The following is an 18,905-nucleotide window of genomic DNA, read 5'->3' on the forward strand; positions in this document are numbered from 1 at the left end:
AAAATACTTAGTCACCTCCTTTTTTGTATAAGCAAATTTATTGCAATGCATAGGTCTGTTTGTTACAGATTAAATAGGCATTTAGACTGCTTCAAGTGTCCGGAAACCTTGATTAAATGCTATTTATAGGCTTTTTTACAGGTGTTAAGAATGTTTCAGTAAAATGAATTAAGGGCAGGAAGCATTGTGATGGCTGAAAAAACTAGATATAATATTTGCATAACTAAAATTTATTGGAGGTTTTAAAATGAAGCTAACCAATACGGTATATCGCTATGCGATCCGTAAGCTCAAAGTGGGAACTGCCTCAGTTGCGGTTGCTGCCTTGATGTTCTTGGGCTCCGGGAATGCTGTTGTTAATGCAGCTGACTTGAACCAACAATCAGCTCTAGTAGCTAAAGCAAGTTCACCAGAGATTACTCAAGTGAAGGAGGCAAGCCCAACTGAAGATAATCTTAAATCAGATTTAGAAGTTGACACCAAAGCCCTTGAGGCTGATAAGTCGCCTGAAACTGATTTAGATGTCACTAAAGATTTGCCTAAAACAGAAGCGGAATCAGTTGCCTCTGACTTAACTAAGTTGGAGGAATCTGAGGGGCTAGCATCACAAGATGAACCTAAGCAAGAAGTATCAGCTGAGGACTTAAGCTCAGAAGCTACTGAAGCAAAGGCAAGTGTTGAGGAAGCAAGCGCTAGTTCAGAAGAATCAGCTCCAAGCGTTAAAGAAGCGGAAGCGACAGTTGCTAATCAAGTGGCAGCTGCCAATGCAGCTAATCAGGTAGAAGAAGTAAAACCTTTGGCCAACGCAAATAGCGCGGCAGAAAATCGTATTATCTTGCCACCAGGCTTTACACCAAGTCTATTTGAGCCAGGTGCCTATAGTGCCAGTCATATTGACGCAATTGCTAAACCTGGACGCGCACTTAATACTTACAAATCTAACGAAGCTGATAAGAAGGAAATCGTTGATGTTACAAATTTAACGGAAGCACAACGTAAAGAACTTTCGCTCTTCGTTGCCAACCTGATTAATCCGATTCGCCAACAATTCGGGAAAGAACCCTATAAGGTTAATGCAGGCTCTGTCAATGCCGCGCAAAAAGTTGCCAATGCCTACAAAGAGGATAATTGGTATGCATGGACAAGTAGCCATGATACGAATGCCACTTCCCGCGCTTTAGCAAATGTTGCCAATGGTTGGGGCGAGAACTTAGCAACCATTAATCCAAATACAACAACAATGGATGATCTTAAAAAGCAATTCCACTACCAAACCGTTTGGATGCTTTTCGATGATAGCCATGCTAATTTTGGACATGCTAGAAACTTCTTACTTTTTGAAAATCCATTTGGTAATCACGATGTTTACTTAGGGATTTCAACAAACCGCGCGGGTGCAAGCGATGCAAGATCTTTTGGTACTCAGTATTACACTATGTTTGCACCAAAGGATGGATCTAGCGAGTTCACACAAGGTAATGATTATACGTCCGAACCGACTCCAAGCCAACCGAGTCAGCCAACGACTCCAAGCCAACCGAGTCAGCCAACGACTCCAAGCCAACCGAGTCAGCCAACGACTCCAAGCCAACCGAGTCAGCCAACGACTCCGAGTCAACCAAGTCAACCAACGACTCCAAGCCAACCGAGTCAGCCAACGACTCCAAGTCAACCGAGTCAGCCAACGACTCCAAGTCAACCAAGTCAACCAACGACTCCGAGTCAACCAAGTCAACCAACGACTCCGAGCCAGCCGAGTCAGCCAACGACTCCAAGTCAGCCGAGTCAGCCAACGACTCCAAGTCAGCCGAGTCAGCCAACGACTCCGAGCCAACCGAGTCAGCCAACGACTCCAAGTCAGCCGAGTCAGCCAACGACTCCAAGTCAACCGAGTCAGCCAACGACTCCAAGTCAGCCGAGTCAGCCAACGACTCCGAGCCAACCGAGTCAGCCGACGACTCCAAGTCAACCGAGTCAGCCAACGACTCCAAGTCAACCAAGTCAACCAACGACTCCGAGCCAACCGAGTCAGCCGACGACTCCAAGTCAACCGAGTCAAGTAAGCGACACTGCTGATAGACTTGGTCAGGCCAAGGCTAGTGATCCAAATAAGCCAAGTGAAATGGCGCCAAAAGACAATGGTCAAAGTCCAGTAGGACAGGCCTTGCCAGACACTGGTGAGAGCTCTAACCTGCTAGTGCTTGGGGCTGCCATTATGACAGCTATAGCAGGTATCGCATTACTGGTATTCAAGCGTCGTAAAATATAATTTGAAAAAGACAGCTCAGGCTGTCTTTTTTCATTTCGTCGATAATGTTAATAATATGACAGTAAGGTAAATTTTGGGTGTTAAGTCAGATTTTAGGTAGGTTTTGAGCCAAGAGATTGCTATAATAGGACACAGAATACTGAAGCGATAAGTGAGGAGGTTACCCCCATGAAATCCAGAATTAACCGCTATGCTATCCGTAAATTAAGTGTGGGTCTTGTGTCCGTTGCGGTAGCATCCTTCCTTTGGCTGACGTCTCATGGTCACCATGTTAGCGCTCAAGAAGAGAAAGGATCTGTGACTAGCCAAGAGTCTTCAGACGGCCTACAGTCTGAAATGTCAGCAAGTCCTGCTGTGTCCAGTCAAGTAGATAAGAGTGAACAATCAGACAATTTGCAGTCATCTGAGCAAAACACTTGGTCATCCATCAGTTTGCCTGAAGGATATACTGAGGAGGAACTCTTAAAAAATGAGCCAAACTTGATAGAAGCTAGTCAACGCGGCTTAGAGCAAAATTCTGACTATCTACCAAGTAAACTAGACTCCGAAACTTCCCTGGCTATTGATAATCTGCAGGATAAAGAGAGAATGCATTTGGCAAAGTGGCTGACTGATTTAGTCAATCCTTTGCGTGCTAAATGGGGACATCAGCCTTATCAAGTTGATGCTTCTCTTCAAGAAGCCAGCCAAGTATTGGCCAATCGTTATCAATCACAGAATTGGCAAGCAAATGAGCAAGGGTTTCATGGTCAATGGGAATCCGAACTATTTGGCCCCTACGATAGTGCCTGGTATCAATATTGGATGCCAATGAAGACGGATTTTGCAGAAGCTAAGAATCTTGGTCAAGTAAAAGGCGCAATCTATCAGGGCATTATCGGAATGTTATTTGAAAGTCATGCAGATTCTTATCTGCCGGCGCGCTATTTGCTTAGTGTTGACAGTGCTAGGTCTAGTCGTCAGCCGCTCTTAGGCTTAGGTTTGACGCGTATTGTAAGCAGAAATCAAGAAAGTCAATATTTCTTGACACTTAATTTCTTAACAGCCAGCAAGGTGTCAGAGCCCAAGCAATCAACGGATCCTAGCAATCCTTTAGATCCTTCAAGACCTACTGAACCTATTCTACCTATTGATCCAGTGGAGCCACAGCCTCCATTAGATCCAATATCTCCTATGGATCCTATATTACCACAACCTGATCCTAAACCAGATGGAGAGGAGCCTAAGCCTCTTCTAGATCCAAATCAAACGTCACCTAATGAGGATGAAACGCCTAGTCCGCTTGAACAAAGACCTCGTAGAGAATTACCGAGCTTGGTGGAAAAAGCTAACGTGATGGCCCAAAGAACACAAGCGAGTGGTGAATCAATTGAAGAAAAAGAAGAAAACGCAAGTGTGAGTTCAAGTCAAGTTTCTCATTCAAGCGCAAGTTCTTATAATGCGTCTATTGATTCATCAGAATCGAATAGTAGTGTGAGTACGGAGCCTATACCATCATCGGCTTCTGAGGATGAAAGCTATTGGTTACTACTCGGGGGTGTCTCTGCTGTAGCAGCTGCTGCTGGCCTTATCTACCTCAAACAAGTTGAAATTAGACGACGCCAGGGATAAATGAAGTATTATCTGACTAGAGAGCAAGCACTTTCTAGTCTTTTTTAGAATGACTTGTAGATGAGTGGCAACTTTGTTATAATGATGCCAAGTTCTACGAAATGAGGTATAGGATATGAAGCAAAAATTCGCAATTCTTTTGGCCTTGCTAGGTTTAGGCATGAGTCAACCTTTGGCCCTTATTCAGGCTAGCGAAAGTAGTGATCTGGCCAGTAGCACAGGCAACAATAGGCAAGATGAATCTTCTTCTAAGGAAAAAGGTTCACGACAAAATCCCATCCCTTTAGGAGAGGCCTTAGACTATGAGAAGAAGTCTCGTGACGGGTCCAAGAGCCAGCTTTCCTTTACCATCCTTGAATCTTGGCGGGGTAAGAAGGCTGAGAATCAATTGCAGCAGCTAGCGCCATCCTACCAGCCCAACCGTCAGCCTTTGGATGACGACCAAGAGTTGCTCTTATTGCATCTAAAACTAGCCTACAAGTCGGGCGATGAAAATCACGAAGAGTTTACCAACGCCGGTATCATCAATCCTTTCTTCGATTTGTCTGGGAGCGGGATTCCAAATGAATATGTTGCCGACTTGCCAGACGAATTGGCCTTTGACATGTTGACTTTATATCCTGGTAATGAGCATGATGGCTATTTGGTCGCAATTGTTCCCAAAGATACTCCACTTATCTTTAGTTACTCCAAGGATGGCCTATCTGATCGAGTTTTCTTCCAAGTAGAGAAGGGGCAAGACACTAAAGTTCCTACTAAGGAAGTCCAAGCAGAAACTCCTGAACAAGCACAATGGGGAACAAAGGAAAAGCCAGTTCCTTTCACAGAAACCAAGCCAATTAACTACGTCGTTCCCTATGAGGCTAGTGATAGTGGTTACGGTATCCTCGCTATATCTCACAGGATAACAGTTTTAAATGCTTGGCGTGGAGATCAAGCTAATCAAAAGGCTATGGATTTGCTTAGCCCTGATGATTACCAAAACATGGCTGATGATATGAAGTCAGACCAAGAATTTTTGGTTTTACATATGGAGTCTAGCTTGGCGCCAACTCTTGAAGACAAGTTTTTTGAGTCCAGTCCAAGTAAAAGTCATTTATCCTTAGTGGATAGTCAAGGTCAAGACCATGTCTTTAAGGGATTCTACCAATTTAAGAAGGCAAGAGACCAATATGAATCGCGTTATATGCTGGGTGGAGGAAGTGTAAAAGGATATGTCATTTTACCTGCACCAAAAGGGGAAAATCTGCTCTTAAAGGTTAAGAACGAATTTGCCAATAAGGAAATCTATTTCGAGATAGAGTCTAAAAAGCCATAGGACGTTGACAGACAAGCTGGTCCTTAAGTAATAAGGGGAGGAAATACTATGTTATCAAATCGCCAACCTGACTACAGTAGATACTTAATTATCATCTTGATGCTAGTCGCTGGGGTCGCATTCTTGGGACTTGGCTTTCTCCTTTATCAAGCCATGACACAAAGCCCTAAGAAACCTGAAGTTTCGAGTTCAGTCCTTGTGTCTAGTCAGGAATCGGAGACCTCTACTAGCCAATTTGCTGTATCATCGGACAGTCAGTCTGTCGCATCCGAACCAAGCGAGTCTCTCTCCGATAAGAATCAAGCTGTCCAGTCAGCATTTTCTGATTTATATGGAACGAAATCAACTAAGCTTGCCTATTATTTCCAAGAAGTGACGCCAAGTAGTCAAGGGACTGCCTTGGTCAATCAGTCGGGTCCAATCAAGTCGGCTAGCATTATCAAACTCTTCATCATGCAGGTCTTGCTAGAGGAAATTAAGGCTGGACACTTAAGTTGGCAAGAGATGATTACCATGACGGCTGAAGACCAGGTCGGCGGGACAGGTAATCTCCAAGCAGCTGAACCTGGCACTTCCTATAGTCTTGAAGAGTTAGCCTTAGAAATGTTAATTCACTCTGATAATACCGCAACCAATCTGATTATTGAACGTCTAGGTGGCCTATCTGCTGTTCAAGCCAAGATTCAGTCCCTTGGCTATCAAGATACTCGTTTACAGCGCTTAATGATGGACCAGGTCGCGATAGCTGAAGGAAGGGAAAACTTCACTAGTGCGCGTGAAGTCGGCCAGCTCTTAGCCAAGCTATATCAACATAAGCTAGTAGGGCAAGAGCAAGATCAAATTTTCTTAGATTACTTAGCCCAACAAACAGATCGTCAAGGGCTAGTTGCGTTACTTCCACAAGGCGTCATCAGCTATAATAAGACAGGCACCAACTCAGCCCAGGGCTTGCAACATGATGCGGCCATTGTACAGGTATCTAATCAATCAGCTTATGTATTAGTGGTGTTGCAGGAAGGTCCAGGAGATGGCGACTTGTTAAAGCCGCTCCAAGAGATTGGTCAGCAAGTCTACGAGCTTATGAAAGACTAAAAGACTGGCTTTAGCTAGCTAGTCTTGAACTTAGGTGCTAGCCAGTTCTAGAATTTCAAGTTTTTTCAAAAAAGGCTTGAGATTTATAAAGTGTTCGTGCTATAATACTTGAGTACTGTTGAGGTATCAGCAAGAAATGATTTGAGGAGGTTGTGACAATGCGTGTTAACATTAACTTAGAATGTACAGAATGCGGCGATCGTAATTACTTAACTACCAAAAACAAACGTAATAACCCAGATCGTTTAGAAGTAAAAAAATACTGCCCAAGATTGCGTAAAGTAACTTTACACCGTGAAGTGAAGAAGTAAGACGCGGCATAAGATACAAGCCACAGCTCGTAGTAATGACTACGAGCTGTTTTCTTACTATTTGTCCAGAAACTATATTACGTTTAGATGACAAGCACAATCATAAGTTGAAAACAGAGGAAAGCGCTTGATATAATAGATTAGCATTAGTGAAAGGAGGGGGAATAAAGTGCAAAAGATCAATAAATTAGGCCAAGCTATGCGGTCACCACGCTATTTCCCCTTGCTAGTCTTGCTAGTCATTCTGACCCTGTCTAGCCTGGTGGTTTTCTGGGTTCAAACCTCTAGTCAGGTGACCATTCAAAATGCCAGTGTGACCCTGCGACAAGCACCAGATACCAATTCCAAGGCTATTAGTGCTATTAGCAAAGACCAAGTGGTACATGTCATTAAGAAAGAGGATAACTGGCTAAATGTTCGCTATCGCCAGCGAGAAGGGTGGCTGCCCCAATGGCTATTAGACCAACTTAGTCTATCTTCTGACCAGGGCTTGACGGCTCAAGTTAAGAAGACCACACCTTTCTACCAAAAGGCATCCACTTCGAGTGCCAAGATTCGGGATTTGACAGAAGGTTACCAATACGACGTGGTGAGTGAGTCTAAGGGCTGGACTGAACTGATTGTCAATAACCAACCGGGCTATGTGGCCACGGCTGACTTAAACCTTTCTACCAAGGAGCAAATTCAAGCTCAACAAGAGACCATTCGGCCTGAGGATATTGACATTACCAATGCCCAATATATTCAAGTTCGATCAGAAGGTCAGGCCTTCCACAGTGAGCCAAATCTTGAGAGCACGCCTTACTACAACCCAAGCTTTAATCAACGTTTCAAATATCTGGGAACGGTTAATGGCGACGACGGGACAGAATTCTATCATGTAGAGGACCAAAATGGTCAACGTGGCTATGTAGAGTCTCGTATTGTAGCCTTTGAAGATGCCTCTAAAGACCATGTGGATGGGCCGATTGCTCGTTCGCTTAATGGGGCGGTCATCTTAATTGATGCGGGCCACGGTGGGAGCGACCCAGGTGCTATTAGTCAAGATCCATATGCTCAAGAGAAGGCCGTCACCTTGGCTGCTTCGAATGTCTTAAAAGCCAAACTGGAAGCTCAAGGTGCGGTTGTCATCATGAGCCGTACTACCGACACAGATGTCAGCCTTGAAGAGCGAGCTCAGCTAGCTAATCAGGAAAAAGTTGATGCCTTTATTAGTATTCACTTTGATGAGGCAAGTAGCGACATCGCTTCGGGGATTACGACTTACTACTATCATACCCAAGATGAATCCTTAGCCAATTTAGTCAATACGGAGTTAGCTAAAATCCAACTCAATAATCAAGCCGTCGGCAATAATGGGGTTCACTTCGGTAACTACTATGTCTTGAGAGAAAATCATCAGCCAAGTCTGCTCTTAGAATTAGGTTACATGAGTAATAAAGACGACTTGAAACTGATTCAAAATTCTGGCTACTATGATGCAGTAGCGGAGGCCATTGTTAAGGGGCTGGAGCAGTATTTAGAATCTTCGTCTATAGCACAATAGGCTTGACATAGAAAATAAAACGCGGTAAAATACGGAGAAATAAGCAAAGAAATCGATGACGTAGACAAGTAGAGGTTTTGCTTCAGAGAGTGTTCCCTAGGCTGCAAGGACACAATTTAAACCTTCAAGACACTACCGAGATGAATGAGTGAAAACTTGTTCCGCTAACCCCGTTACGGTCCAAAGGCATGTTGAAATCATGCGAAGAATAGGTGGTACCACGTTTTGACACGTCCTATAATCCTCAGGGGTTATAGGACGTGTTTGCTTTTATAGGGCACCATCACCAATATTACTAGGAGGATCTTATCATGGCACAAGTGAAAAGAATGAAGGGCACAGTCGATATCTTGCCAGCAGAAAGTCGAATCTGGCAGTATATAGAAGATTCTGCCCGCGCAGTTTTTGAAACCTATAATTTCCAAGAAATCCGGACTCCCTTATTTGAAGCCTATGAGCTATTTGCTCGCTCATCAGGGGATACTTCGGAGATTGTATCCAAGGAAATGTATGACTTTAAGGATAAGGGCGATCGCCATTGCGCCTTACGTCCGGAAGGGACAGCAGGGGTTGTTCGGGCCTTTGTTGAGAACAAACTTTTTGGCCCCGAACATGCTAAACCATACAAAGTCTACTATATGGGGTCTATGTTCCGATATGAACGCCCTCAAGCTGGCCGACAACGTCAATTTAATCAGATTGGGGTAGAAGTTTTTGGTTCGACCAATCCGGCGACAGATGCGGAAACCATCGCTCTGGCATGGGACTTCTTCCAGGAATTGGGCATTGAAGGTTTAACCCTCTATGTTAACTCCCTGGGTTCAGCCCAAGATCGAGCACGCTACCGTCAAGCCTTAGTTGACTATTTTACACCATTGGCTGACCAGTTAAGTGCAGACTCACAACGTCGCCTGACTGACAATCCTATGCGGATTTTAGATTCTAAGGCACCAGAAGATACGGCTCTAGTTGTCAATGCGCCAAAGATTCCAGACTACCTCAGCCCAGAAAGCAAGGAACACTTCGAGACCGTAAAGGCCATGTTAGAGGCCCTAGAAATTCCATATGTTGTTGATCCATCAGTGGTTCGTGGTTTGGATTACTATCAAGATACGATTTTTGAGATTATGGTAGATGATCAAGCCATTGGTGCTAAATCTACCATCTGTGGTGGTGGCCGTTATGATGGTCTGGTAGAGGCTCTTGGCGGACCTGCTACACCTGGTTTTGGATTCGGGATTGGGGTAGAACGTCTCTTGCTACTCCTTAAGCAACAGGAAGTGGAAGTGCCTGAAGCTGAACCTTTCGACGTTTACGTTATGGGCCTAGGCCAGGCAAGCAATATCATGGCCTTGCGTCTAGTTCAAGCAGCCCGTAAAGAAGGCTTGTTGGCAGAGCGGGATTACTTAGATCGTGGCCTCAAGGCACAATTTAAGCAAGCTGACAAGCTCAAAGCCCAAGTGATTTTGACAATCGGGGAAGACGAGTTAGCAGCCGGGACCGTGCAAGCCAAGCATCCTGCTAGTGGCAAGCAAGTCACACTGCCACTTGATCAAGTATTAGAAGACTTTATGGGGACTTATCGCCAGTTAACGGTTGATACCTCAGTTATTGATAAGTATTTTAAGGGGGAATTTTAATGACGACGAAACGTTTGTACTGTGGGCAAGTCGGCCAAGAACAAGTGGGCCAAACTGTCACACTTAAAGGTTGGGTACAAAAACGACGCGATCTAGGGGGCCTAATCTTTATTGACTTAAGAGACCGTGAAGGTTTCTGTCAGGTTGTGCTCAATGGCGACCACTTAGGGGAGGCCATGGCCGACGCTGAGCGTATTCGTAGCGAGTATGTCCTAGAAGTGACGGGGACGCTGCAATACCGTGATGAGAAACAGCGTAACGCCAAAATTCCAACGGGTGATTTTGAATTGATGGCTGAGAAGTTGACTATTCTAGCCACTTCTAAGACACCACCTATCTACTTAGACGATGAGGCTGAGATTCAAGATGATCTCCGTATGCGTCATCGCTTCTTGGATCTTCGTCGCCCACGTATGCAAGCTAACTTACGCCTGCGCCACCAAGTTACGAGCGCCATTCGTCGCTATTTGGATGATTTAGGCTTTATCGATGTTGAGACACCTTATTTGACTAAGTCCACACCTGAAGGGGCGCGTGACTACTTGGTTGCGACTCGTGAAGCAGGTAAGTTCTTCGCCTTACCTCAATCACCGCAATTATTCAAGCAGTTGTTGATGGGTGCAGGCTTTGACCGTTACTATCAAATCGTGCGTTGCTTCCGTGATGAAGACTTGCGGGGTGACCGCCAACCAGAATTTACCCAGATTGACTTAGAAACTAGCTTCTTAAACCAAGCCGACATCCAAGAAATCGTGGAACAAATGCTAAAAGAAGTGGTCAAAGCTACCAGAGGTCTGGATATGACTGATGCCTTCCCAAGCATGACTTATGCCCACGCCATGGCTCATTATGGGGTGGATAAACCAGATATTCGTTTTGACATGACCTTGAAGGATTTAAGTGACTTTGCTGCCAACTGTCAATTTTCTGTCTTTGCTAATACGGTTAAAGAGGGTGGCCAAGTTAAGGCAATTAACCTCAAGGGGCAAGCTGATGCATACACTCGTAAGACCGCGGATGCTTTAGTAGAAGTAGTCAAACCATATGGTGCCAAAGGCCTTGCTTGGTTGAAAGTAACCGAAGAAGGCTTGAACGGTCCAATTGCCAAGTTCTTTGCTGAACCAGCTGACACGCAAGCTATTCTAGACTTGACCCAAGGGGAACCTGGTGACATTCTCTTCTTCGTAGCGGATAAACCTCAAGTGGTTGCAGCCGCTCTCGGTGAGTTACGGGTTAACCTAGCTAAAGCTCATCAACTCTTCGACGAGGATGCCTTAGCCTTTGTCTGGATTACCGACTGGCCGCTCTTCGAATATGACGAAGAAGCAGGGCGCTACTTCGCAGCCCACCACCCATTTACTTCGCCACAAAACCTTGATTTAGAAGCCCTTAAGGCCAATCCAGATCAAGCCCTGGCGCAGGCCTATGACATCGTGCTTAACGGCTATGAGATTGGTGGGGGCTCCATCCGGATTCACACCCGTGCCATGCAAGAGCAAATGTTCGACTTGCTTGGTTTCACACCAGAAGAAGCACAAAGTCAATTTGGCTTCCTCTTGGATGCCTTAGACTACGGCTTCCCGCCACATGGTGGTTTGGCACTCGGTCTAGACCGTTTGGTTATGCTCTTAGCCAAAGAGCCAAACATCCGGGAAGTCATTGCCTTTCCTAAGAATGGTCGTGGGGTGGATACCTTTATCCAGGCTCCAAGTGATGTTGCGAGTGCTCAATTACAAGAGTTACATCTCCAAGTAGAGGCAGAATAAGCATAAAAAACGCCCTGACAGAATGTTCTGTCAGGGCATTTTGCCTTAGTTTTCATGCTTGTGTAGGTCTAGCATCTTGAGGATAATGGCAGCAGATTCTTCAATGCTACGTTGGGAAACGTCTAGGGTTTGGCAACCAATGCGTTTATAAACTTCTTGGGCAAAGTCAAATTCTTCCTGAATGCGATCGAAGGAGGCGTACTTAGTTGGACTGGTGATGCCATATTCCCGCATGCGGGCATCCCGGTGTTGGTTAATAACTTCTACACGGTTAGTCAGTCCGACAATCTTGTTAGGGTCTAACTTGAAGAGAATTTCTGGTAATTCATTTTCTGGAATTAGTGGCAGGTTAGCTGCCTTGTAACCTAACATGGCCAGGTACATGGAGAGAGGCGTCTTACCTGTACGGGAGACACCCAGTAGGATGATATCGGCTTCTTCGAACCCTTTAGGGTCCTTACCGTCATCAAAAGACATACAGTATTCCATGGCCCGAATCTTGTCGAAATAGCGGTCAGATAGCTCGTGTTGGGCCCCAATAATCTTGGTTGGTTTCATGTTAATCCGATAGCCAATTTCGTCTACAATCGGTTGAATGAGATTGTAGTAGGTCAGCTGGTGCTTGTTGAAAAAGCGTTCAGCATAGGCTGCCATCTCGTTATTAATCATGGTCATAAAGATTAAACCATCATGGGCAGCTGCATCTTCTAGGGCAATATCCAAATCGTTTATATTTGAAATAAAGTTGTATTTGTGACATACTTTATGTGCTGACGGATATTGAACAAGGGATGACTGCGCAACCTTTTGAGCAGTTTCTCCAATCGCATCCGAAATAATAAAGTAGTGTAAAGTTGGACGTGTGTCTTCCATGGTGAGTCGCCTCCAATTCTTAATCACTTACATCATAGCATATTTGAAGGGGGCTTGTATATGGTTGATCATCACCATCATGATTGCCATGGGCATCAACACTGTCAGTCGCATGACCATCAAGAGACTGAAGACATGTCAGTTGATGAAATTGTTAACCGTGGCATGGCACAGTTAAAAGCAGCTGGCTATAAAATGACCAAGAAGCGTCAGGAGATTCTGCATTTATTTGCGGAAAATCAACGCTATCTGAGCGCCAAGTATATTCATCAACAATTAGCCAAAGACTATCCGACTATGAGCTATAATACGACTTATCGCAATATTTATGATTTTGTGGATGAAGGCCTCTTAGAAGCCACGGAGTACAATGGCGAGCAAATGTTCCGTATTAACTGCTGGAACTGCGACCATGGACACCACCATCACCATTTTATCTGCACCGTGTGTGGCCGGACTATCCCCTTGGATGCATGTCCTATGGACCAGGTTAAGACCGACCTATCGCAAGTGGAAATCGAATGGCATCGTTTTGATGTCTTTGGTAAGTGTGCGCAATGCAAAGGTAAATCATGAAAATTATGGTAATAAAACCTTAAAAAATGAAAAAAGCCTATTGAAAAATAGGTAAGAAGTAGGCTATAATAGACAAGGAATCTTATTTAGATGCTTTATCTAGGAAAGGTTACTAAAAGCTCGGAGGGAGGGAAACCCATGTCTAAAACAGTCGTTCGTGAAAACGAATCTCTAGATGACGCTCTTCGTCGCTTTAAGCGTAACGTTTCTAAAACAGGTACTTTAAGAGAGGCACGTAAACGTGAGTTTTACGAAAAACCATCTGTACGTCGTAAGAAGAAATCAGAAGCAGCTCGTAAACGTAAGTTTTAATAACATTACGCTAGCTTATAAATAGCGATACATAGCGATTTAAAACACCCGGTGGCCAAGGTCATTGGGTGTTTTACTTTACTTGCAAATTTAGCCTGAAAAGGGGATAATAAGAACATCATTAGGACAAGGTGGGATGACCATGAATCAACGTGTAGCTGATTTTTGCCAACGGTATTTTACAGACCGTCGTGGTAGTAACTGTAAGAAATGGGACTTAAGTCAAGAGCTTTTTGGAGCCCCTGATTTACTTGGTATGTGGATTGCCGATATGGAATTTAAGGTGCCTGAGGCAGTCCAAAAGGTTTTACATGAGCGGGTAGACCATGGTGTCTTTGGTTATTCCTATCCTTGCCCTGAATACTATCAAGCCTATATCAAGTGGCAGCAAGAAAGAGCTGGCGTTGAGATTGAGCCTGACTGGGTTCGTTTTTCACCCGGAGTTGTCAGCAGCTTTTATTGGCTAGTTCAAATCTTGACCCAGTCGGGTCAAGGGGTCATGATTATGACGCCTGTTTATCCACCCTTCCACGGCGCCGTTAAAGACACGGGCCGTAAATTAGTGGATTATCAGTTGCAATTGCGCAATAACCGCTATGAAATTGACTTCGATGCCTTGGAGAAGCAAATTGTAGCGGAAGAGGTCAAGTTACTCATTCACTGTTCACCGCACAATCCAACAGGCCGTCTCTGGAGTCTAGAAGAGTTGGAGCAGCTCCTAGCCATTTGCCGTCGCCATCAAGTCTATCTGATTTCTGACGAAATCCATCAAGACTTTGTAGCGGCAGGCAATCACTTTGTTTCTGCCTTGGATGACCGCTTAAGCGTCTATCGTGACCTAGTCATTGTTTTAAATTCACCATCTAAGACCTTTAACTTAGCAGGTTTGCTTAATTCGCATGTGGTCATTCCAGATGAAAAATTAGGACAAGCATACGACCGAGGCGTGGCACCTTATCATCAAGCCAGCCACTCCCTGATGGGATTATTAGCTACACAAGCTGCCTATGAATCAGGTAGCCAGTGGTTAGAAGGTCTTAATGCAACAGTAGACTACAATGATGACTACTTACGCCGAACCCTATTAGCTGCCTTCCCGGATTTGGTCATACCTGACCGTCAAGCTACCTATGTCACCTTTATAGATTTTGGGGCCTATTTGCCAGCAAGTCAGATTAAGGATTTCATGATTCATGAAGCGGGGCTGGCAGTTAACTTTGGGTTGACCTTTGGCCGTCAAACTGCCACTTTCGTTCGTCTCAATTGTGCTACCCATCCAGATTTTGTGGCGGAGGCTGCAGACCGCATCATTTCAGCTTTGAATAAGCGATTAAATCAAGAGTAAAGGAGTTTACTTATGTCTATCCAACGTATTATTTCAGATAAGTTACCCAAAGCAGTAGGACCTTATTCACATGCTAGCTATGTCAAGGGCTGGCTCTATGCCTCAGGTCAACTGCCAATCGATCCTGTGTCTGGTAATATGCCAGCTACTATCGGGGATCAAACCCATCAAGTATTTGCCAACCTTAAAGCCTTATTAGCTGAAAAGGGCATGACCTTTGACCATGTGGTTAAGACGACTGTTTTCCTCAATGACATTGCCGACTTTGCAACAGTCAATGGGGTCTATGGCCAATACTTTAGCCAAGACCACTATCCAGCTCGATCAGCCTTTCAAGTGGGGAAACTTCCGCTCAATGCTGGTATTGAAATCGAATTGGTAGCCTATAAGGAGGAAGTCTAATGACTTTAACAGAACGGATTAATCAAGATATTAAAACTGCCATGAAGGCCAAGGACAAAGACAGCCTTAAGGTCTTGCGCATGCTCAAGGCAGCGCTCCAGAAAGAGGCGCTAGAGCAGCATGAGCCACTTAGTCAAGACCAAGAGATTACCATTATTTCTCGGGAACTCAAGCAACGTCGTGATTCCCTGGCTGAATTTAAGAAAGCAGATCGCGAGGATTTGGTGTCTGCTACCCAGGACGAAATTGTTATTGTCCAAAAATACTTGCCAGAACAGCTAAGCGCTGAGGCTTTAGAGGCCAAGATTCGTGAGATTATGGCGCAAGTTGGAGCTACTAGCAAGGCAGACTTCGGCAAGGTCATGGGATTAGCTGCCAGCAGCCTTAAGGGCCAAGCAGAAGGTAAAGCCATCAATGAGACAGTTAAACGTCTTTTAGGCTAAGTTTTAGTTAACAGGAGCTGTGCTCCTGTTTTTTTGTTTTAAGGCGCAAAAATGGCACAAATCATGACTTTTAGTCCAAGACAAGGTATAATAGAATCAGCCTAGTGTGTCCACTAGTATCTAGCCTGACGTCGTCTGAGACGTGAAGAAGAGAGGGATTGCTTATGACGGAACAACACCCATATAGTCAGACATTAATTATTTCCAATCCGGATTGGCTTTTAGCCATTTTGGGCAATCAAGATCACCATATTCAATTACTTGAAGAACACTTTGAAGTGCTTATCACGACGCGTGGTGAGCAACTAACTATTACTGGTCGTCAAGCAGCTGTTGAGTTGACACTAGAGGTTGTTAACCAATTAGTGCAATTGCTAGAACGCCATATTACGCCACACACCATGGACATTGTGACGGCGATTAAAATGGCCCAGAACAATACCTTGGATTACTTCCTCAATCTCTATGAGGAAGTCATTGGCCGAGCAGCAGATGGCCGGGCCATCCGGGTTAAGAACTTTGGTCAGTTACAATATACACGCGCTATTGCCAAACAGGACGTGGTTTTCGGCATTGGGCCTGCGGGGACAGGGAAGACCTTCTTGGCCGTGGTGCTAGCGGTTCAAGCCTTGAAGGAAGGGCGAGTGAAGAAGATTATCTTAACGCGGCCAGCAGTAGAAGCAGGGGAGAGCCTGGGCTTCTTGCCAGGTGACCTTAAGGAAAAGGTGGACCCATATTTGCGTCCAGTCTATGATGCGCTCTATACGATCTATGGGGCAGAACAAACCAACCGCCTGATGGAACGTGGCGTCATTGAGATTGCACCTCTGGCTTATATGCGGGGCCGTACCTTGGATGATGCCTTTGTTATCTTAGATGAGGCTCAAAATACCACCATTGCCCAAATGAAAATGTTCCTCACCCGTTTAGGCTTCGGCTCTAAGATGATTATTAATGGGGACAGAACGCAAATCGACTTGCCAAAAGGGGTAAAATCAGGTTTGGTTGATGCCCAAAGTAAGCTTAAGGGAATTGATCGCATCCAATTTGTGACCTTTGATGCCTTCGATGTGGTGCGCCACCCTGTAGTGGCAGATATTATCAAGGCATACAGTCGCAAATTGCCCGATGAGAACATGGGCGAAGTGTAGGTGATAGGAATGAATCGACGTTTAGAGCGTCTGCAAGCTAAAATGGGCTTGAGTTATCAAATCCTAGTGGGGCTAGTTCTGGCACTTTGGCTCTTGCTTTTGGGCTATTCCAGTGTTCAACCTAGAACTTATAATTTTGCCCTTAACCGAGTAGCTGATATTACCGTTCGGGCTCCTAAGACAGTAGAAGATACTGAACGAACAGAAGAATTACGCCAACATGCACGCAGTCGTGTTTCCGATGTTCGACTTTACTCACCCGAAGTTAAAAACCAACAGGTTGATTTGTTGAATCAGTATTTTTCATTTGTCAAAGGCGTAAGGCAGAAGGATTATCGTGCTAGCGATCTTGAGACGGCTGCCCGCGCTCAAGGCTGGTCTGATAATGACCTTGAGACCCTTAAGGCATCCTTTACTAGCAACAGTCAACGCCTCTATTGGACTCAATTAACAGAGGCAGAGCGACTCTTGCTCTATAATCAAAGTTTAAAACAAGGGTCAGTTACCCTCATGAGTTTGAATGAATCCTTACCAGATAATGCCCGTAATCTTTGGCTATCACTCGATGATAAGCAGTTTGAAACTATGTCGACTTATATGGTTGATTTGCTGAGTCAAACCTTAAGTCAGGAAATTGAGCCTGCTAATACTGCGGCTAACCTAAGCAAGCTACGGGCTAGCCTTCGGGAAGCAGGGCAATATAGTCAGTATCAGTCGGCCCTGGTAGACTTCATTCAACCATTTATTGTACCAACCCTGGTTTATAACCAAGAAGAAACGAACCGCTTGAAAGAAGAAGCGGCGGCTGCCGTTCAACCAGCTTATATTCTTCAAGGTCAAATTATTGTCCAAGAAGGGCATGTCATTGATTCGACTGTCTTGCGTCAACTCAAGCTTTTTGGTTACTTGGATGCCAGTGTAGGGCGCTATAATGCTTATATCTTCTACGCCTTGATTATTGTGCATTTCCTCTTGCTCTTAGGATTGAATACCGAAGGCTTCCGTTTCAAGCAAGCACCAAGTGCCAAGCGTCAAATGGCTATGACCATCTATGCGCTAGCCTTTGGGGGGCTATTCGCCGTCTTGAAGGCTCTCGAAGTACTTCAAGTAGGGGGCTTTGCCTGGGCAACGCTCTTGTTACCAATTAGTTTGTGGCCACTGCTTGTAGTACCCAAAACCAGTATGCGAGATGGCTTAATTGGCTTGGTATCTTTCAATGTGATGGCACTTTTCGTCTTGAGTGATGTCTTTAATATTTTGGAAAGTCTCATGCCTCTGGTCTTTTATTGTTTTACTGGTTTAATTGGTATGATTTTGGTAAATGCCAAGGTTTGGTTAGGGCGTAAACGACGTTTTGTTCCTGCCTATATTGGTCTACAGTTATTGACCATTCTGCCTTTATTACTGGGCTTTAACATGGATTTAACAACCTTCCAAGGTCGACGTATGGCAGGGCTAATGCTGGCTAATATCCTGATGACGGTCATTTTTTACTTGTCCTTGTCTCCTTACTGGGAGCGCATCTTTAACCCAAGCGCAGAATTAAGCCTACAGCAACTAGCCAACCTTAATCATCCTTTGCTTAAGGACTTGATTGAGAAGGCACCAGGTACCTACCACCACAGCATGATGGTAGCTAACCTTAGTGCCAATGCGGTTGAAGCCATTGGTGGAGATTCCCTGCTAACGCGGGTCGCTAGCTATTACCATGATGTGGGGAAGACACTGCATCCACTCTTTTTCGTTGAGAATTTGCCTGCAGGCGTTGAAAATCCACATAAAATGATTAAGCCAATTGAAAGTGCCCAGATTATCACAGGTCACGTGACTGCTGGTGTAAAAATTATGGAGGCTCATGATTTGCCTACTTCCATTCAGGATGTTTGTTGGCAACACCATGGGACTACACTGGTAAAATACTTCTACTATCAGGCCCAACAGGAAGGGCATCCTGTCAATCAGGCAGATTTTCGATATCCTGGTCCTAAGCCACGGACCAAGGAGGCTGCCGTTATCATGATTGCTGATTCGGTTGAGGCTGCTAGCCGTACCCTTAAGGAGTATAGTCAAGCAAGCATAGAAGGACTTGTAGGTGGTATTATCCAAGGTAAAGTGGCGGATGATCAGTTTTCTGACTGTGACTTAACCGTTAATGAATTAAAAATCGTACAAGCCTCTCTAATTCGTGGAGTCGCAAGTATGTATCACACCCGTATAGAATATCCTAAGTAGGCCATTTAGGATTAGAAA

At 44.8% G+C, this 18,905-nt stretch carries 16 protein-coding genes; 15 read left to right on the forward strand and 1 reads right to left on the reverse strand.

Going from position 1 to position 18,905, the window contains the following annotated elements:
• Positions 1-247 precede the first annotated feature (247 nt).
• From V7R82_RS04450 to aspS, 8 genes are all read left to right on the forward strand, one after another.
• On the forward strand, positions 248-2,269 hold the full coding sequence (locus tag V7R82_RS04450; RefSeq protein ID WP_338543632.1) for an SEC10/PgrA surface exclusion domain-containing protein: 2,022 nt from the start codon (positions 248-250) through the stop codon (positions 2,267-2,269).
• 168 nt (positions 2,270-2,437) lie between these two features.
• Positions 2,438-3,880, forward strand: coding sequence for a YSIRK-type signal peptide-containing protein (locus tag V7R82_RS04455; protein WP_306486962.1), 1,443 nt, complete (start codon positions 2,438-2,440; stop codon positions 3,878-3,880).
• A gap of 115 nt (positions 3,881-3,995) precedes the next feature.
• Positions 3,996-5,198: a hypothetical protein gene (locus V7R82_RS04460; protein ID WP_338543635.1), complete on the forward strand. Its 1,203-nt coding sequence runs from the start codon at positions 3,996-3,998 to the stop codon at positions 5,196-5,198.
• Between the two features lie 48 nt (positions 5,199-5,246).
• Entirely contained in the window at positions 5,247-6,290 is a 1,044-nt protein-coding gene (locus tag V7R82_RS04465; protein WP_338543637.1) for a serine hydrolase, read from the forward strand.
• A gap of 158 nt (positions 6,291-6,448) precedes the next feature.
• Positions 6,449-6,601, forward strand: coding sequence for a 50S ribosomal protein L33 (gene rpmG, locus V7R82_RS04470; protein ID WP_070755656.1), 153 nt, complete (start codon positions 6,449-6,451; stop codon positions 6,599-6,601).
• A 169-nt stretch (positions 6,602-6,770) separates the two neighbouring features.
• Positions 6,771-8,147: an N-acetylmuramoyl-L-alanine amidase gene (locus V7R82_RS04475; RefSeq protein WP_338543639.1), complete on the forward strand. Its 1,377-nt coding sequence runs from the start codon at positions 6,771-6,773 to the stop codon at positions 8,145-8,147.
• Between the two features lie 311 nt (positions 8,148-8,458).
• Positions 8,459-9,787 (forward strand): histidine--tRNA ligase, encoded by a 1,329-nt coding sequence (hisS, locus tag V7R82_RS04480; RefSeq protein ID WP_338543640.1) that lies wholly within the window; start codon positions 8,459-8,461, stop codon positions 9,785-9,787.
• Complete coding sequence (gene aspS, locus V7R82_RS04485; RefSeq protein WP_338543641.1) at positions 9,787-11,553, forward strand: aspartate--tRNA ligase; 1,767 nt, start codon at positions 9,787-9,789, stop codon at positions 11,551-11,553. The genes hisS and aspS overlap by 1 nt, the downstream gene beginning before the upstream one ends.
• A gap of 45 nt (positions 11,554-11,598) precedes the next feature.
• Here the strand turns inward: aspS and V7R82_RS04490 are convergent, their stop codons facing one another.
• On the reverse strand, positions 11,599-12,426 hold the full coding sequence (locus V7R82_RS04490; RefSeq protein WP_306486957.1) for a pyruvate, water dikinase regulatory protein: 828 nt from the start codon (positions 12,424-12,426) through the stop codon (positions 11,599-11,601).
• Positions 12,427-12,486: 60 nt separating this feature from the next.
• Between V7R82_RS04490 and V7R82_RS04495 the strand changes: the two genes are divergently transcribed.
• From V7R82_RS04495 to V7R82_RS04525, 7 genes are all read left to right on the forward strand, one after another.
• Positions 12,487-13,002, forward strand: coding sequence for a Fur family transcriptional regulator (locus V7R82_RS04495; protein ID WP_422388389.1), 516 nt, complete (start codon positions 12,487-12,489; stop codon positions 13,000-13,002).
• Between the two features lie 138 nt (positions 13,003-13,140).
• The gene (gene rpsU / locus V7R82_RS04500) at positions 13,141-13,314 is read left to right on the forward strand and encodes a 30S ribosomal protein S21 (RefSeq protein WP_035364261.1); all 174 of its coding nucleotides are present in this window, start codon (positions 13,141-13,143) and stop codon (positions 13,312-13,314) included.
• A gap of 142 nt (positions 13,315-13,456) precedes the next feature.
• Positions 13,457-14,659 carry a MalY/PatB family protein gene (locus tag V7R82_RS04505; protein WP_338543646.1) on the forward strand — a complete coding sequence of 401 codons (1,203 nt, stop codon included), beginning with the start codon at positions 13,457-13,459 and terminating at the stop codon, positions 14,657-14,659.
• A gap of 12 nt (positions 14,660-14,671) precedes the next feature.
• A complete protein-coding gene (locus V7R82_RS04510; protein ID WP_070755650.1) occupies positions 14,672-15,061 on the forward strand; it encodes a RidA family protein in 390 nt (129 codons plus the stop codon).
• A complete protein-coding gene (locus V7R82_RS04515) occupies positions 15,061-15,504 on the forward strand; it encodes a GatB/YqeY domain-containing protein (protein WP_338543649.1) in 444 nt (147 codons plus the stop codon). The genes V7R82_RS04510 and V7R82_RS04515 overlap by 1 nt, the downstream gene beginning before the upstream one ends.
• 164 nt (positions 15,505-15,668) lie before the next feature.
• Positions 15,669-16,655 carry a PhoH family protein gene (locus V7R82_RS04520; protein ID WP_023392036.1) on the forward strand — a complete coding sequence of 329 codons (987 nt, stop codon included), beginning with the start codon at positions 15,669-15,671 and terminating at the stop codon, positions 16,653-16,655.
• 9 nt (positions 16,656-16,664) lie between these two features.
• Complete coding sequence (locus V7R82_RS04525) at positions 16,665-18,887, forward strand: HDIG domain-containing metalloprotein (RefSeq protein WP_338543652.1); 2,223 nt, start codon at positions 16,665-16,667, stop codon at positions 18,885-18,887.
• The last annotated feature ends 18 nt before the right edge of the window (positions 18,888-18,905 follow it).

The sequence above is a fragment of the Abiotrophia defectiva ATCC 49176 genome (genome assembly GCF_037041345.1).
Classification (GTDB): domain Bacteria; phylum Bacillota; class Bacilli; order Lactobacillales; family Aerococcaceae; genus Abiotrophia.

Excerpts from the sequence above, each read along its gene's own strand:
- V7R82_RS04460 (WP_338543635.1), top strand. The coding sequence starts at position 3,996 with ATGAAGCAAAAATTCGCAATTCTTTTGGCCTTGCTAGGTTTAGGCATG.
- rpmG (WP_070755656.1), top strand. The coding sequence starts at position 6,449 with ATGCGTGTTAACATTAACTTAGAATGTACAGAATGCGGCGATCGTAAT.
- rpsU (WP_035364261.1), top strand. The coding sequence starts at position 13,141 with ATGTCTAAAACAGTCGTTCGTGAAAACGAATCTCTAGATGACGCTCTT.
- V7R82_RS04495 (WP_422388389.1), top strand. The coding sequence starts at position 12,487 with ATGGTTGATCATCACCATCATGATTGCCATGGGCATCAACACTGTCAG.
- V7R82_RS04450 (WP_338543632.1), top strand. The coding sequence starts at position 248 with ATGAAGCTAACCAATACGGTATATCGCTATGCGATCCGTAAGCTCAAA.
- V7R82_RS04520 (WP_023392036.1), top strand. The coding sequence starts at position 15,669 with ATGACGGAACAACACCCATATAGTCAGACATTAATTATTTCCAATCCG.
- hisS (WP_338543640.1), top strand. The coding sequence starts at position 8,459 with ATGGCACAAGTGAAAAGAATGAAGGGCACAGTCGATATCTTGCCAGCA.
- V7R82_RS04525 (WP_338543652.1), top strand. The coding sequence starts at position 16,665 with ATGAATCGACGTTTAGAGCGTCTGCAAGCTAAAATGGGCTTGAGTTAT.
- V7R82_RS04465 (WP_338543637.1), top strand. The coding sequence starts at position 5,247 with ATGTTATCAAATCGCCAACCTGACTACAGTAGATACTTAATTATCATC.
- V7R82_RS04515 (WP_338543649.1), top strand. The coding sequence starts at position 15,061 with ATGACTTTAACAGAACGGATTAATCAAGATATTAAAACTGCCATGAAG.
- V7R82_RS04510 (WP_070755650.1), top strand. The coding sequence starts at position 14,672 with ATGTCTATCCAACGTATTATTTCAGATAAGTTACCCAAAGCAGTAGGA.
- V7R82_RS04455 (WP_306486962.1), top strand. The coding sequence starts at position 2,438 with ATGAAATCCAGAATTAACCGCTATGCTATCCGTAAATTAAGTGTGGGT.
- aspS (WP_338543641.1), top strand. The coding sequence starts at position 9,787 with ATGACGACGAAACGTTTGTACTGTGGGCAAGTCGGCCAAGAACAAGTG.
- V7R82_RS04490 (WP_306486957.1), bottom strand. The coding sequence starts at position 12,426 with ATGGAAGACACACGTCCAACTTTACACTACTTTATTATTTCGGATGCG.
- V7R82_RS04505 (WP_338543646.1), top strand. The coding sequence starts at position 13,457 with ATGAATCAACGTGTAGCTGATTTTTGCCAACGGTATTTTACAGACCGT.